Here is a 14,492-nt window from a genome sequence, read left to right on the forward strand (position 1 = left end):
GTTTCCCAACATGTCATCGTCCTTGTGCGTTCGAAAGGGTGCGCGACGCGAGCGCCGCGCTGCGGCCGGCGATCCGGCCCATGGTGAGCGCGTTGGCGACAGCGTTACCGCCGCCGACGTAACGCAGTCCGAGAACCCCGCCGCCCGCCTCGCCGGCGGCGAAGAGCCCCGCCACCGGTGCGCCGGTGGTATCGAGCACGGCGGCACGCGCGTCGATCTCGAGGCCGGTGTGTGTGCAGACCAGTTCCGCGGGCAGAATCCTGGCCGCGTAGAAGGGCCCGGTCGCGATCGGGTCCAGGGGCGCCGGAACACCTTTCGCGGCCAGCGAGAGATGCCGTCGGAATTCCGAGTCCCGGCCCGCGGGTAGTTCGGCGTTCCACCGGTCGATACTGGTGCGCAGCGCGGCGGCCGGGACACCGATGGCTGCCGCGAGCTCTTCCCAACTGTCGGCTCGCACCGTACGTCCGGCCGCGACCTCCTCGGCCACTCGGTCGGCGGTCCAGTCGGTATATCCGGGCGCGAGCCCGGTCCGCGCTTTCTCGTCGAAGATCATCCAGCCGTAGCCGCCCTGCCGGTCCAGGATTCCGGTGGAGACGGCATAGGAGGCGTCCTCGTCCATGAAACGCCGGCCCTGCCGGTTCACGTAGATGCGCGACGCCGGCGGGAACCCGGACTGCCAATGGTGGTAGCGCTGGAAGTACACGGTGGGCATGAGCAGACCCCAGTCGTGGCCGGTCAGCGCCGCACCGACGGCGTCTCCGAAGCGGAGGTGGTCGCCCCGGCTGCCCGGTGCCGCGACGACGAACAAGGATTCGCCCGCCTCGCGCGCGTCCGGGAAGTAGCGGTCCACGAATTCGGGGTTCTGGGCGAAACCTCCCGACGCGACGACGACCGCATCCGCGCGCATCTCGATCCCGTCGGCGACGACTCCGGCCACTCGGCCCTGCTCGACCAGCAGTTTCTCCACCCGCGTACCCAGCACCACCTCGATTCCGTGCGCACGGGCGGCCCCGGCGAGAACTTGAACGAGACCGTAGCCCTGGTCCTTCGGTACGTGCCCGCGCCACACGTCCTCCACTCCCGCGCGGGTCAGGCCCGGCTGGTGCGCGTTTCCGGAAACGGCCGCCGGAACCTCGAGTCCGAGGCCGAGGAGCCATTCGAGTGTCGGTCCGGCATTCTCGCAGAAGGCGTGGATCAGTCCCGGGCGCAACACCCACTGGTTGAGGTCCATGTAGTGCTGGAAGAACTTTTCCGGCGAGTCCTCGATCCCGAGGGCCCGCTGCACACTGGTGCCTGCCGCGGTGAACAGTCCCGCGGACAGCTGAGTGGAGCCGCCGAGTTCCCGTTCGGATTCGAACAGCAGCACCGAGGCACCTTCTTCGGCCGCGGAGACCGCGGCCGCCAGACCGGCTCCGCCGCCGCCGATCACGATCACATCGAATTCGTCGTCCACTACCGGCTCCCCTCGATATCGGCGAGGATGCGGTGGTACAGGCCGTTGGAGACCAGTCCGCCGTCGACGGTGACCTCGCTGCCGGTCATATAGCTCGACCGATTCGACAGCAGATGCAGGACGGCATCGGTGATCTCCTCGGCCGCTCCCATACGGCCCATCGGAATGGACCGCAGCGACGAGTCCACGAACGCACCCGAACCGCTGACCAGCGCGGTCCCCACCAGACCCGGATGGACCGAGTTGACCCGGATACCCCATTTCGCCAGACCACCGGCCGCCGATTTGGACAGCCCGGTCAGCCCCCATTTGCTGGCCGAGTAGGCCGGGGAGAAATACCCGATCTGTCCGGTGATCGAGGAGATGTTGACGATGGATCCGCCACCGGAATCACGCATGAGCGGTGCCACCGCCTGCATCCCGTAGAAGGGACCGGACAGGTTGATCCGCAGCGTCTGCTCCCAGATATCGTCCGGGGTGTCGGTGAATTCCAGCCGCCGCGAGATACCGGCATTGTTGACCAGTCCGCCCAGTTCGCCGTGCTCGGTGCGGATCTCGTCGACGACCCGGTCCCAGGCGGTTCGGTCGGCGACATCGAGGACGTGTCCGCCGGCCGAACCACCGGCCGCGGTGATCTCCGCGGCCAGCTCTGCGGTGTCGGTGATATCGGCGAGACACACATGGGTGCCGAGTGTGCCGAGCGCCCGCGCATGGGCCGCGCCCATTCCGGCCGCGGCACCGGTCACCAGGACGACCCGGGGATACTCCGGCCGATCAGACATGGCGCGAACCCCCGTCGACGGCGATGCTGTGCCCGGTGATGTAGCGGGCACTGTCGGACAGCAGGAACAGCAGCGGCCCGAAAACCTCCTCCGGCGAACCGAGCCGGTGCAGCGGGACCACCTCGAGGGCGTGCGCGAGCGCGGCGGGGTCCTCCTGGACCCAGCGGGTCATGGCCGTATCGATATAGCCGGGGGCAATGGAGTTCACGCGAATCCCTTTGTCGCCCAGTTCGACCGCGAGGGATTCGGTCATATGCGCGACCGCGGCCTTGGAGGTGCAGTACGCGCCGCGTCCCTTCCGTACCCGCAGCGCGGAAACCGACGACATGTTCACGATCGCGCTGCCCGGTCGCATATGCCGTGCCGCGGCCTGGGCGCCGTAGAGCACGCCTTCGACGTTCACCCGCAGCGTCGCGCCGATCTGTTCCGGGGAGATGTCCTCGGCCAGCGCGAACGGGAAAATACCCGCGTTGTTGATCCAGAAGTCGATCCGCCCGAAGTCGGCGACGGCGCGCCGGGCGAGCTCCTCATGGTCGGCGGGCGCGGTGACATCGGCCCGCATACCGACGACCCGGCCGGGTGGTACGTCCGATGCCTTCCCGGCGAGTTCGGCGTCGATCCGGTCCGCTGTGGCGGTGACCTGCTCCTCGTTGATATCCGCGGCCACCACCGACACTCCGCGCGCGGCCAGCCCCGCCGCGAATACCGCACCCATTCCCTGGGCCGCGCCGGTGACGACGGCGACCTTGCCCGCCATTTCCGGATACTGCGCGGTCATCGGGGTCGTATCGGTGCGGCCCGGATTGTCCCGGTCCGTGGTGGTGCTCATTTCTGATCCTTCCTGGGATGTGTGAACAGGCCGTGGGGTCCGGTGTTATGCCGGTGGTCTGTCGTCGCGCGAAACGCGGCGGCGGGCAATCGCCCAGCCGCCGTCGGTGCGCTGGAGGCGGTCTTCGAAGGTGGTCATCCGCGCCAGAAACGAGCGCCCGCCGCGGGGGGTGGCGACAATCTGCAGGTAGGCGCCGACCTCGAGCGTCGCGTCGTCCAGCTGCCGGATCGCGATATTGGTGACGACATGGCGATGCACCTCGTCGGCCGCACGCGCTGTCTCGTAGAAATTGCGCGCGAACTCGGTGAGCGCGCCCCGCCCCGTCACCGGTTCGGGGTAGCTGGGTGAATGGAATTCCCCGGCGACGGTGAAGGTGGCCGCCCAGTCGGCGGCGTGGCCGCTGTCTATGAACTGGCTCTGCCAGCCGTACAGCTGGTGGACCGCGGCCACCGTGGCCGGATCCGGCAGGCCGCCGGATGTCACCGTGCTCATCGAACTTCTCCTCGGGTGATCGCTGCTCCGCCGGCTTGCCCCCACCCAGCAGCTGTGCGATAATCGCACGCACTGTGCGATATGCATAAAGGCTAAGTGTCCGCCCTCACAGAAGTCAAGAAGGACGAGATGAACCACAGCACGGCACCGGCAGGCGAGCGCACGTCCGCGGTCGAGCTCGACTCCGGAATGTCGAAAACGCTGCACCACGGACTGGCGATCCTGGAGGTGCTCTCCCGCCATCCCCACGGGCTGTCGACCAGCGATCTCGCCGATGCGGTCGGCGTACACCGAACGGTCGCGCACCGGCTGGTCCGCACGCTCGAGGCGCACCGCCTGTGCCGCCGCGACGATGCCAAACGGGTCACGCTCGGCACGGGCCTGGTCACGCTGGCCGAACCGGTGGAACAGGATCTGCGGACCGTGGCCCGGCCGGTGATGGAGGATCTCGCGGAACGGACGCGGGCCACCGTCCACCTGGTTCTCCGCGAGAGCGAGAACGAGGTGCGCGCGCTGGTGGTCGTGGAACCGCGCAATGCCCAGGTCCACGTGGCGTTCCGGCCGGGCCAGGTCCATCCCATCGACCGCGGATCGGCCGGTTTGGCCATGCTGGCCGCGCTGCCGCCGGCCCCCGGCGAACGCCCAGAAGTAGAGGCGGCCCGCAGCCGGGGTTACGCCGTCACTCGTGGCGAGGTCGTATCCACGGTGTACGGGATCTCGGCACTGATCCCCCGACGCCGCGGCGCACCGCTGTCCTCGATCGGAATCTCGGTATTCGAAATCGACGACGAACCCGCGCTCGCCACCGCCGTCGGCGAGGCCGCCCGGCAATTGGGCACTCTCCTGCACTGACCGGAGCTGGGCGACGGGCGGTCAGCGGCCGTCGGCGGCAGTACGGCGGATGCACTCGTCGCGGCCCTGCGCGACGAGTCACTCCCGGAATTGCTGCGCCGGGCAACAGGTGACCGGAGACGCTCCCGGGCCGCCGCGGCGTGCCCGGGTGGCTGGACTCGGTGTGCAGGCATGGTCGACGATGGAGCGATGTCACTCAGTACGCACGAGGCCGATCTCTTCGAGGGCCTACGGGGGCGGCTCGAGGCGATCGCCTACCGGCTGCTGGGGTCGGCCGGGGATGCCGAGGACGCGGTGCAGGAAACGTACCTGCGCTGGCATGCGGCAGATCGGGAACGGATCGAGACACCCGAGGCGTGGCTGACCAAGGTACTGACCAACCTCTGCCTCAACCAGCTGACCTCGGCACGGGCCAGGCGGGAAACCTATGTGGGGCAGTGGCTTCCGGAACCGGTCCTGGCCGGTGACCCGATACTCGGCCCCGCCGATACCGTCGAGCAACGCGAATCGGTTTCCCTGGCGATGCTCGCCCTGCTGGAACGGCTGTCGCCGAAGGAACGCGCGGTGTACGTGCTGCGTGAGGCGTTCGCTTATCAGCATCGGGAGATCGCCGAGATCCTCGAGCTCAGCGAGGCGAACTGCCAGCAGATCTACCGGCGTGCCAGACAGCATGTGACCACCGATCGGTCCCGAACTCCGGTCGATGCGGCAGCCGCGCAGGAAATCGTGCGGGAATTCCTGACCGCGGCCCTCAGCGGCGATACCGAACCACTCATCCGGTTGCTCGCCGGCGACGCCGTCAGCATCGCCGACGGTGGCGGCCGCGTTCCGGCGCGCCGGGGTCCGGTGCTCGGCGGTTTCGCGATCGCCCGGTACCTCAGCGGTCTGTTCCGGCCGACCGATACCAAACGAGCGTTCATCGGCGGCAAGCCGGCCTTCTACAGCGTCACTGTCAACGATGGTCCCGCCCTGCTCATCGAGGTGGACGGACAGGTTCTCGGTGTCTTCTGCCTCGAGCCGGTCCCGGGCGGTATCCAGGCGATCCGTATCCAGGTCAACCCGGACAAACTGGGTCGGGTGCGGCGACGCTGGTCGGCGACCGCACCACATCGACCGCTCCCCGTGGCGTGGTGACCCGCCCCGGGCCGAGAGCGCGGGCGGGAGGCCGGCGTACTCAGCCCGTGCGCCGGTCGTGGACCCGGACCGCGCCGACCCGGAGGAAGTCGAGTTTCTCCGCTTCCGGTGATCCGCCCACAGCGGTGTAGACGACAATTTTCAGATCGACGCCCGGAACGTCGAGCACGTCGCAGTCCAGGATCACGTCACCGACCACAGGATGAGTCACGGTTTTCCGATCATGGACGTGCGCCCCCACGGCACCGCTGCGCCACAGTTCGGCGAACCGCGGACTGTCGCTGCGGCAATCGGCGATGAGCCGGTGCAGACCGAGGTCGTCGGGATACCGGACCTGCGCGGCACGCAGGTCGGCGACCAGTGCGGCCTCAACAGCCCGATCACCACGTTCGGAACGCACCGGCACCACCGGATCCCCGGGCCCGCTCAGAAATGTCAGGCGGACGAGATTGCGTCGTTCGACGGGCACGGTGCGCGGGTCCCCGATCAGCGCCGCCCACAGCGGGGTCCAGGTGATCAGAGTCCAGTCGGCGCAGAACACCGCTATCGGCAGGTCGCCGAGCCGGGCAACGAGTCGCTGGATACTCGGCGGGATATGCCGCGAGATCCGTCCCGGCGGTGGTGGCAGCAGACCCGCGAGGCGATAGAGATGATCGCGTTCCCCGGCCTCCAGCTGCAACGCCCGGGCCAGTGCGCCGATCACCTGCTCGGACGGATGGGTCGCCCGCCCCTGCTCCAGCCGGACGATGTAATCGACCGACAGACCGGCCAGCGCCGCCAGCTCCTCCCGGCGTAAACCCCGCGCCCGGCGCCCGGGGAGATCGGGCAGGCCCACATCGCCCGGCGCCAGGCGGTCACGCCAGCCGCGGAGTGCGACCCCGAGCTCATCGGTTGTGCTCACCTGTCCAGTGTGGGCGATCGGATCGTAGCCATGGTGGTACTGCGCGTACCACCGTCCGGCAGGGCACTGGCTGTCCGGAGTCCGCTACGGGACTCTCGGGTGATACGGCGCCGGCAGCGGCGCCATCGGTGATGAGCATGAGCACTCCAGAAGGATTGATCGAGAATGAAATACACAGTCGTCATGACCGGCGCCAGTCGCGGTATCGGCCGGGTCGCGGCCGAGCGCATGCTCCGAGCTGATCCGGACGTCCACCTCGCGGTCATCGCGCGGGATCCGGCCGGCGCCGGCACGGCCGCGGACTTGGAACACCGGATCACTCTCGTCCCCGCCGACCTGGCGTCCTCGGCCAGCGTCCGGACCGCCGCCCGGAAGCTGCACGAACTTCTGGATACCGGCCGGCTGCCCCCGCTGCGCGGTTTCGTCGGAAATGCGGGCATCCAGTACACCGACAACCTGACGGCCGGAGCCGAGGGATACGAGGCGACCTTCACCGTCAACGTCCTGGCAAATCACTTGCTCATCCGGCTGCTGCTCGATCGGTTCGTTGCTCCGGCACGGATCGTGATCACGGTGAGCGATACGCATTTCGGCGACCTACGGCACAACATGGGGATGGTCCCTGGGCCCCGGTGGAGCACACCCCACTCGCTCGCGGCCCCTGGCTCGTTCGCCCGGCCCACCACCACCGCGGCCGGGCGCACGGCCTACTCCACCAGCAAGCTCGCCGCCATCTACCTGGTTCACGAGTACGCTCGCCGCCTCCCCGCCGGTATCGGCATCGTCTCCTACAACCCGGGTTTCGTCCCCGGAACCGGGCTGGCCCGCAACGCCGATCCCGTCTCCCGGTTCACCATGCGTTACATCCTGCCGATCATGACGATCACCCCGCTCGCCGTGAGCCGCACAACCGCCGGGCGCCGGCTCGCCGACCTCGCGCTAGGGCGCATCGCCTTCACCAACGGCGGCTATATCGATCGCGACCGTGCGGCCCGGTCGTCCGGCGAGTCCTACGCGCCGGACCGTGAACGAGAACTGTGGGCCGCAGCCGAAGAACTCTGCGGCTTCTGACCACCGGCCCGCCCAGTACACCAGGAGGCTGTGTACCCGACCGCTGGCCTCTTCCGTGTATAGATCTCAGTACTGCTGCGGGGACGGGGTGCTCACCCACCTTCACATTTCGTGGCCGGTCGGCCGTCCGGTCCAGATTCGGCGGCGGCCGCCCGGCGCGAGCGCGGATCGTGCCGTCATTGTGCGGAATTGCGCCCGGTCGGCGATGCCTCGGCGTCCCGGCTTCCGGCATGATATCGACGGTCCCGTACGAGTTCGAGTACAAACTGCACGACCGGCCGGGTCACCGCTGATACACGAACTCGACACCCTCGTCACCGCAGAGCTTCGCACCGGCTCACCGCGGATGATATCCGCTACCGGATCCGTCGCGGCCTTACACGGAGATCACTCGATGGGCGGGCCGGTCCGTGCCCGAGCCGCGGCGCGGCACGGCGGATGAACCCACCGCGCGGGCCGGGCGCGCCGAAAGAGAGCCGGGGACGGGGCGGCGCTCACCATGTTTCGATGATCGGAGCAGGGTGTTCGCTGCGCCGCCACTGCTCGGTGACCCGGCCCAGCCGTTGTCCGGCGGCCATCCCGCAGACGGCCGCGATCTTCTCGTCGCGGACCTCGAGGACCACCACGCCCACCACGCGGTCCTCGGTGGCGGCGATCATCGCCGGGGCGCCGTTGACCAGGCCCGCGTGGATGGACAAGGGAGCACCCACGAACCGGCGCTTCGCCGCGGTCGGTTTGAAACCCGCGCGCAGGGTCGTCGCGATCCGGCGCGGCGTCGTCATGACCTGGAGTTTCGCGGCCAGGCCGGCGCCGTCGGAGATCGCGGTCGCGTCATCGGTCAGCAGAGCTACCAGCTGTTCGGTGTGGCCTGAAGCGGCGGCGGCAACGAATGCCTCCACGATCCGGCGGGCGGAGGCACGGTCGGCGGCGGCGGCGTTGCGCCCGGCCGCGATGCGCTGCCGGGCCCGGTGCGTATGCTGCTGGCTCGCGGACTCGGAGATGTCGAGGATCTCGCCGATCTCGGCGTGGCTGTAGGAAAACGCTTCACGGAGAACATAAACGGCACGTTCGACCGGGGACAGCTGTTCCATCAGCCGCAGCACCGCCAGCGTGACCGATTCGCGCTGTTCGACGGTATCGGCCGGGCCCAGCATCGGGTCGCCGTCCAGCAGCGGTTCGGGAAGCCAGGTGCCGGCCGCGCGTTCGTGCCGGGCGCGGGCCGAGCGCAGCCGGTCCAGCGACAGATTGGTCACCACCTTGGTCAGCCAGGCCTCGGGGATTTCGATCCGGTCGCGGTCGGCGGCCTGCCAGCGCAGGAACGCGTCCTGTACGACATCCTCGGCATCGGCGGCCGATCCGAGCAGCCGGTACGCCAGCGAGGCCAGCCGCGACCGGCCGGCCTCGAAGCGTTCCACGGTGGCGGTGTCCACGGTCGCCACTTTAGGCCGCGACCTCCTTGTGGCGCCGCCCCGGCACGGCCTCCACATGATGCCTGCGGGTGGGCATGCCGTAGGTCGGATGCCGCAGACTCCACGGTCCGGCGTTCAGGATGGCGGCCTTGACCCGTGCCGCCGCGCGGCCTCGCAGAGCCCAGGATTTCGACCGCTCGGCGGCGTCGACGAGCTGGAAGATCCCGTCCGAGCGGCCGAGGCTGATGTGGTTGCCGACATAGGACAGCGAGGTCTCGGGTACGTCGCGGCCGGTGAGGTCGCCGACGATCGCGGCCACGGCCTGGGTGGCGGTGAATCCCGCCGAGGCGCAGGACATCGGCAGCGGCCGGCCGTTGTCGCGGATGGCGACAGCGCTGTCGCCGGCGGCATAGACATCCGGATGCGATACCGACCGCATCATCCGGTCCACCCGGATCCGGCCGTTCTCCTCGACCGCGAGCCCGCTCGCGGCGGCCACCGGATGCACGGCGAATCCGGCCGCCCACACGGTGGCGTCGGTGGGCAGGACGGTACCGTCGGCGGCGACGGCATGGGACGCCTCGACTCGTCCGACAGTGGTGTGCTCGTGGACGGTGATATCGAATCGGTCGAATGCCCGCAACAAGTGGCGGCGGGCCGCGGGACCGAGCCAGCCGCCCAGTTCGCCGCTGGTGGCGAGGGTGACCCGGAGGCCGGGCCGGGATTCGGCGAGTTCGGTGGCGGCCTCGATGGCGGTGAGATTGCCACCGACGACGAGCACCGTCCCGTTTCCGCCGAGGTCGTCCAGACGCCGGCGCAGCCGCAGCGCCGACGGCCGCCCGGCCACGTGGAAGGCGTGTTCGGCGACGCCCGGCACTCCGTGGTGGGCGGCGGTGCTGCCGAGCGTGTACAGCAGGGTGTCGTATTCGAGCCGGTCGGTTCCGGCGGCGCCGGTCACGGTGACGGTTCGCTGCCCGGCGTCGACCGATTCGACGCGCGCGACCAGGAGCCGGATACCGGTGCCTGCGAACAGCTCCGCCAGGCCGTGCCGGCGCAGTTCCTGGCCCGCGGCGAGCTGATGCAGGCGCATCCGTTCGACGAAATCCGGTTCGGCGTTGACGACGGTGATCTCGACCTCGTCGCGATGCAGCCGCCGGGCGAGCAGGCCGGCGGCGTAGGCGCCGGCGTATCCGGCCCCCAGGACCATGATGCGGTGCTTCATAACGGTGCTCCTGTCCGGTTCGGTGAACCTCTCGTTCGCGTGCCCTCTGAACGGGACAGCGACCGGATCCCTGACAGGAATCGACTGTGATCTGAATCACCACATGGGTGTCAGCGCCGCAGCACCCGCCGCGCCCATGCCCGCAGCCGGGCACGCCGCGGCTCCGGTTGGGTTGCCTCGACCGTGTCCGCGGCCACCGCCTGCGCGAACCGTGCGTGCAACTGTTCGCGAACCTCATCCGGTGTGTACGCACGGCGGCGCCGCTCCGCGCGCACCACCACCACACCGGTGGCCACCACACCGGCCGCACCCGCCAAACCCAGCAGCTTCCACCACCTCATACGCATAGGCTACGTGTATGGCGGGTGCGGATATCGATCTCGACCGGGCTGTCGAGATCACCAGAACGGGCGATATCTGGTTGTTCCGTGGACATTCCACGGCCGACCGGATGATTCGGATGACCACCAACAGCCCGGTCAACCATGTCGGGATGGCCGTGGTGATCGACGATCTACCGGCCCTGATCTGGCATGCCGAACTCGGCCGGTCGCTCACCGATATGTGGTCGGGTACCACTCATCGCGGCGCACAACTGCACAACCTGCGCGATGCAGTGATGGTGTGGGCCAACCGTTATGGCCAGCAGGCCTGGCTGCGCCAGCTCGATCCCCCGGCCACCCGCGCGATGGAGGACGGTGTACTGCGCACCGTCGCCCGGCTCGACGGCACCCCCTTCCCCTCGACCGCCGCCCTCGCCGGGCGCTGGTTCCGCGGCCGAATCCAGTTGCCCCGCCGCCGGTCCCGCAGACCCGACGCACGCGAAGTCGAGAACGCCTACTGCGCGGAGATCGTGGCCGCCACCTACCAGGCGATGGGCCTGCTACCGGAGACTCGCGACCCCGACTGGTACGACCCGGGCCGATTCTGGAGCGGTGACCACTTGCGGCTCACCGGCGGCCACACACTCGGTGGCGAGGTCGCGGTCGACGTACCGACCGAAACCACGGGCTGACCGACCCGCCCCGCCGGCGCTCGGCCGGAGCACAGCCGACAACAGGACTCCCGGCGGCAAACCGATCGCTCGACCCGTCGCTGCCCGACTGCCCTGAAACATCGATGAGCGGATGTCAACCGGCGAATTTCGCGACTGCCTGCGCAGTGACCGGGGTGAAGAGGTTGATCAGGTTGCCGTCCGGGTCGCGGAACAGCAAGGACCGGTTTCCCCACGGCATTGTCGTGGGCTCGTTGACGAAATCGTCGACCTTGTCCCGCAACCGCCGATAGTCCGCATCGACGTCGGGGACGAGGAATTCGATGATCGCGGTGCGGTTGTCGGCTGCGCGGGCGCTGCCCGCCCCGAACAGCGCCACGGTCCGGGTGCTTCCGATGGCGAGGGTACCGGCCGGTGTGACGATTTCGGCGAAATCCGGTGTAGCCCAGAGGGCGTCGACACCGGTGACGTGCTGATAGAAGTCGACCATCCGCTGGATGTCATCGGTGATCAAACGGATCGAGACGAGTTTCATGGGTGCTCCTGGTTCTGTCGATGCGGCGGCGACACCGCCGCACGCGACCCTAGATTCGAAACAGGACAGCTTCTGCCCGCTATACGAGCGCCACAGCGAACGGCACGGGCACGCGAGCGGACCATCACCCAGCCCGCCGGTTTCGAGCCGGCCCGGTTCATCCAGGAAAATCGGTGGCACAATGCGGCCGGGCGAGGTTGACTGCGCAGCCATGATCCCACTCGACGTTCGGCCGCTGTTCCGGCGGGAGAGGCAGATGCTGCTCGACCTGCTCCGGTCGCTGGACTCGCCGGATTGGCAGAAGCCGACGGTGTGTCCCGGCTGGAGCGTGGCGGATGTGACCGCGCACCTCCTCAACGATTACCTGCGGCGCATATCCGGCAGTCGCGACGGCCATGGCGGTGCGGTGTTCGCCGACGACGAGACCTTGCCTGCCTACCTGGCGCGCGTGAACGGAGAGTTCGTCAACGCGATGCGTCAATGCAGTCCCCGGGTGCTCACCGATCTGCTCGCTCAGCTGGGCCCGGAACTGGACCGTGTCTGGGCGGCAACAGCGGACCTCGCCGGCCCCGCACGGCTGAACGTTTCGTGGGCGGGGACCGGTACCAGTCCGGCCTGGCTCGATATCGCCCGTGAGTACACCGAATTCTGGGTCCATCAGCAGCAGATCCGCGACGCGGTGTCTCGTCGCGGCGCCGACGATATTGCGCTGATGCGCCCGGTGCTCATGGCATTTCTGCACGCGGTGCCGTGGGCGCTGCGTGATCGGGCCCGGCCCCACGGGACGGCGGTACGTTTCGAGATCACCGGTCCAGCGGGCGGTTGCTGGTCGGTGGTGTCGGACGGTACCAGCTGGGATCTGACGGCGGTGCCGGCAGAAAACCCGGCCGCGACTGTACGTATGGACCAGGACTCGTTCTGGCGCCTGGCCACTCGCGGAATCACCGTCGACCAGGCACGTCGGCGTTCCGAGTTGCGCGGCGACCCGGAACTGGCGGAGTCGGCGACGACACTGCTCGCGGTGGTCGCCTGAATCAGGGGTTACGGCCCGAGCACAGTGTTCAGGTGGGCGTCCAGTGCAGCGAGTGTGCGTCTTCTGGCGGCTGGTTCCCTCCGACAAGGGCCAGTAGTACCCAGGTGGCCCTGTACGAGCAGTCCGGTCGCCCGGCATGCTCGTCGTATGATCCGACGTCTCGTGGCATTGTTCGCCGGCCTCTGGTTGTACGGGTTCTCCATGGCCGTGATGATCCGTGCCGCAGTGGGTTTGGACCCGTGGGATGTGTTCCATCAGGGGGTGACCCGGCATCTCCCGATGAGTTTCGGGACGGTCACCATCGTGACCGGGGCGGTCGTGCTACTGGCCTGGATACCGCTGCGGCAGCGGCCCGGATTCGGCACCGTGAGCAATGTCGTGCTGGTCGGGGTGTCGGTCGATATGGGGTTGTGGTTGCTGCCGGAGTGGGAATCGCTTCCGGGAAGGCTGGGCGCGATGGTGTTCGCGGTGGTCCTCAATGCGCTGGCCAGTGTGCTGTACATCGGTGCGGGACTCGGGCCGGGACCGCGCGACGGGTTGATGACCGGTGTGGTTCGCCGGACCGGTTTGTCGGTCCGCCTGGTTCGGACAACCATCGAGGTCACGGTTCTGGCCACCGGCTGGCTGCTCGGGGGCGGGGTCGGCCTCGGCACCGTGGTCTACGCGGTCGCCATCGGACCGCTGATCCAGGCGATGATTCCACTGGTCAGCGGCTGGTTGCCCGGTTTCGATACACCGGCGTCCGATAGAACTCCGGCCGATACCGACGCGACTGCGCCTCCCCCGGAGGATGCCGGCTGCGGTGACGCTGCGGTCTGTTCCGCTCGAGTCGTCGCTTCGGGCCGGGTCGGCGGGGCAGAACCGGCGCCCGCTCGAGAGCTTCTACGGAGGCGTGGACGGGAGTAAACTGGCGGTTCGCTGTTCGACCGCGTTGGGTGCTGCGACCGGGGGATCGAAACGACCAGGACGTCTCCTATGGAAACCCGAACCGACGAAATCGCCGACGGGATCTACCGGTTCTCCACCTACGTTCCCGAGGTGGGGCCCAGCGGATTCACCTTCAATCAGTTCTTCGTCGACGCCGAAGAACCACTGCTGTTCCACACCGGGCTGCGAGCCCTGTTCCCCGCCGTATCCGCCGCCGTCGCGCGCATCAGACCGGTGGAGCAGTTGCGCTGGATCACCTTCGGCCATGTGGAGGCCGACGAATGCGGGGCCATGAACCTGTTCCTCGCGGCCGCCCCGAACGCCGAGGTGGCGCACGGCGAGGTGGGCTGCCTGGTCTCGATCGACGATCTGGCCGACCGTCCACCGCGACGACTGGCCGACGGTGAGGTGATCGATCTGGGCGGACGCCGTATCCGGCATCTGGACACCCCGCACGCACCGCACAACTGGGAGGCGCGGGTCCTCTACGAGGAGACCACCGGGGTGCTGTTCTGTGGCGACCTGATGACCCAGCTCGGTGACGGTCCGGCGCTCACCGATGCCGACCTCGTCGGGCCCGCGACGGTCGCCGAAGACGTATTCCACGCGACCTCGATCGGCCCCGCAGTCCCCGCGGCGCTCAATCGCCTCGCGGCACTGGAGCCCGTGACCCTGGCCGTCATGCACGGTTCGAGTTACACCGGGGACTGCTCGAACGCCCTCCGTGACCTCGCCACCGTCTATCAGGAGCGGATCCCGGCCTGACCGCCCGGCCGCGCGCCGGCAAGTGGAAAAGACTCGGGCCGGGCGCACGGCCGGGTGGTTAAATAGCCCCCGCCCCGGCCACCACGGCCACGT

Annotated in this window: 16 protein-coding genes; 7 read left to right on the forward strand and 9 right to left on the reverse strand. The window is 68.7% G+C overall.

All coding sequences use genetic code 11. The annotated features are described in order from the left end of the window. Positions 1-13 precede the first annotated feature (13 nt). From QH195_RS02365 to QH195_RS02380, 4 genes are read right to left on the reverse strand one after another with little or no spacing between them, the layout of a single operon-like run. Positions 14-1,453: an FAD-dependent oxidoreductase gene (locus QH195_RS02365; RefSeq protein WP_280434162.1), complete on the reverse strand. Its 1,440-nt coding sequence runs from the start codon at positions 1,451-1,453 to the stop codon at positions 14-16. After that, positions 1,453-2,235, reverse strand: a complete 783-nt coding sequence (locus QH195_RS02370; RefSeq protein WP_280434163.1) for an SDR family NAD(P)-dependent oxidoreductase — start codon at positions 2,233-2,235, stop codon at positions 1,453-1,455. Before QH195_RS02370 ends, QH195_RS02365 begins: the two co-directional genes overlap by 1 nt. Beyond that, positions 2,228-3,064 carry an SDR family NAD(P)-dependent oxidoreductase gene (locus tag QH195_RS02375; RefSeq protein ID WP_280434164.1) on the reverse strand — a complete coding sequence of 279 codons (837 nt, stop codon included), beginning with the start codon at positions 3,062-3,064 and terminating at the stop codon, positions 2,228-2,230. Before QH195_RS02375 ends, QH195_RS02370 begins: the two co-directional genes overlap by 8 nt. Positions 3,065-3,109: 45 nt before the next feature. Continuing rightward, the gene (locus QH195_RS02380; RefSeq protein WP_280434165.1) at positions 3,110-3,556 is read right to left on the reverse strand and encodes a nuclear transport factor 2 family protein; all 447 of its coding nucleotides are present in this window, start codon (positions 3,554-3,556) and stop codon (positions 3,110-3,112) included. Positions 3,557-3,745: 189 nt separating this feature from the next. Between QH195_RS02380 and QH195_RS02385 the strand changes: the two genes are divergently transcribed. Both QH195_RS02385 and QH195_RS02390 read left to right on the forward strand, forming a co-directional pair. Continuing rightward, positions 3,746-4,408, forward strand: coding sequence for an IclR family transcriptional regulator (locus tag QH195_RS02385; protein ID WP_280434177.1), 663 nt, complete (start codon positions 3,746-3,748; stop codon positions 4,406-4,408). Between the two features lie 189 nt (positions 4,409-4,597). Further along, the gene (locus QH195_RS02390) at positions 4,598-5,542 is read left to right on the forward strand and encodes an RNA polymerase sigma-70 factor (protein ID WP_280434166.1); all 945 of its coding nucleotides are present in this window, start codon (positions 4,598-4,600) and stop codon (positions 5,540-5,542) included. A gap of 40 nt (positions 5,543-5,582) precedes the next feature. On the opposite strand, the gene QH195_RS02395 is transcribed toward QH195_RS02390, so the two are convergent. Beyond that, entirely contained in the window at positions 5,583-6,443 is an 861-nt protein-coding gene (locus tag QH195_RS02395) for a helix-turn-helix transcriptional regulator (protein ID WP_280434167.1), read from the reverse strand. A gap of 165 nt (positions 6,444-6,608) precedes the next feature. Here QH195_RS02395 and QH195_RS02400 point away from each other — a divergent pair, with 165 nt between their 5' ends. After that, the gene (locus QH195_RS02400) at positions 6,609-7,514 is read left to right on the forward strand and encodes an SDR family NAD(P)-dependent oxidoreductase (protein ID WP_280434168.1); all 906 of its coding nucleotides are present in this window, start codon (positions 6,609-6,611) and stop codon (positions 7,512-7,514) included. A gap of 494 nt (positions 7,515-8,008) precedes the next feature. Here QH195_RS02400 and QH195_RS02405 read toward each other — a convergent pair whose 3' ends face one another. The 3 genes from QH195_RS02405 to QH195_RS02415 all read right to left on the reverse strand — a co-directional run bounded on the left by QH195_RS02405 (position 8,009) and on the right by QH195_RS02415 (position 10,486). Next, complete coding sequence (locus QH195_RS02405) at positions 8,009-8,944, reverse strand: sigma-70 family RNA polymerase sigma factor (RefSeq protein ID WP_280434169.1); 936 nt, start codon at positions 8,942-8,944, stop codon at positions 8,009-8,011. 10 nt (positions 8,945-8,954) lie between these two features. Continuing rightward, the gene (locus tag QH195_RS02410; protein ID WP_280434170.1) at positions 8,955-10,145 is read right to left on the reverse strand and encodes an NAD(P)/FAD-dependent oxidoreductase; all 1,191 of its coding nucleotides are present in this window, start codon (positions 10,143-10,145) and stop codon (positions 8,955-8,957) included. Positions 10,146-10,255: 110 nt separating this feature from the next. After that, on the reverse strand, positions 10,256-10,486 hold the full coding sequence (locus QH195_RS02415; RefSeq protein ID WP_432278365.1) for a hypothetical protein: 231 nt from the start codon (positions 10,484-10,486) through the stop codon (positions 10,256-10,258). 17 nt (positions 10,487-10,503) lie between these two features. Here QH195_RS02415 and QH195_RS02420 point away from each other — a divergent pair, with 17 nt between their 5' ends. Beyond that, positions 10,504-11,160 carry a hypothetical protein gene (locus tag QH195_RS02420; protein ID WP_280434171.1) on the forward strand — a complete coding sequence of 219 codons (657 nt, stop codon included), beginning with the start codon at positions 10,504-10,506 and terminating at the stop codon, positions 11,158-11,160. A gap of 115 nt (positions 11,161-11,275) precedes the next feature. Here the strand turns inward: QH195_RS02420 and QH195_RS02425 are convergent, their stop codons facing one another. Next, complete coding sequence (locus QH195_RS02425) at positions 11,276-11,674, reverse strand: VOC family protein (RefSeq protein WP_280434172.1); 399 nt, start codon at positions 11,672-11,674, stop codon at positions 11,276-11,278. A gap of 211 nt (positions 11,675-11,885) precedes the next feature. Between QH195_RS02425 and QH195_RS02430 the strand changes: the two genes are divergently transcribed. From QH195_RS02430 to QH195_RS02440, 3 genes are all read left to right on the forward strand, one after another. Continuing rightward, entirely contained in the window at positions 11,886-12,707 is an 822-nt protein-coding gene (locus tag QH195_RS02430; protein WP_280434173.1) for a maleylpyruvate isomerase family mycothiol-dependent enzyme, read from the forward strand. Positions 12,708-12,854: 147 nt separating this feature from the next. Continuing rightward, positions 12,855-13,613: a YczE/YyaS/YitT family protein gene (locus QH195_RS02435; protein ID WP_280434174.1), complete on the forward strand. Its 759-nt coding sequence runs from the start codon at positions 12,855-12,857 to the stop codon at positions 13,611-13,613. A gap of 69 nt (positions 13,614-13,682) precedes the next feature. Next, positions 13,683-14,399, forward strand: coding sequence for an MBL fold metallo-hydrolase (locus QH195_RS02440; protein WP_280419982.1), 717 nt, complete (start codon positions 13,683-13,685; stop codon positions 14,397-14,399). The last annotated feature ends 93 nt before the right edge of the window (positions 14,400-14,492 follow it).

The sequence above is a fragment of the Nocardia carnea genome, assembly GCF_029868855.1.
GTDB lineage: Bacteria > Actinomycetota > Actinomycetes > Mycobacteriales > Mycobacteriaceae > Nocardia > Nocardia carnea_A.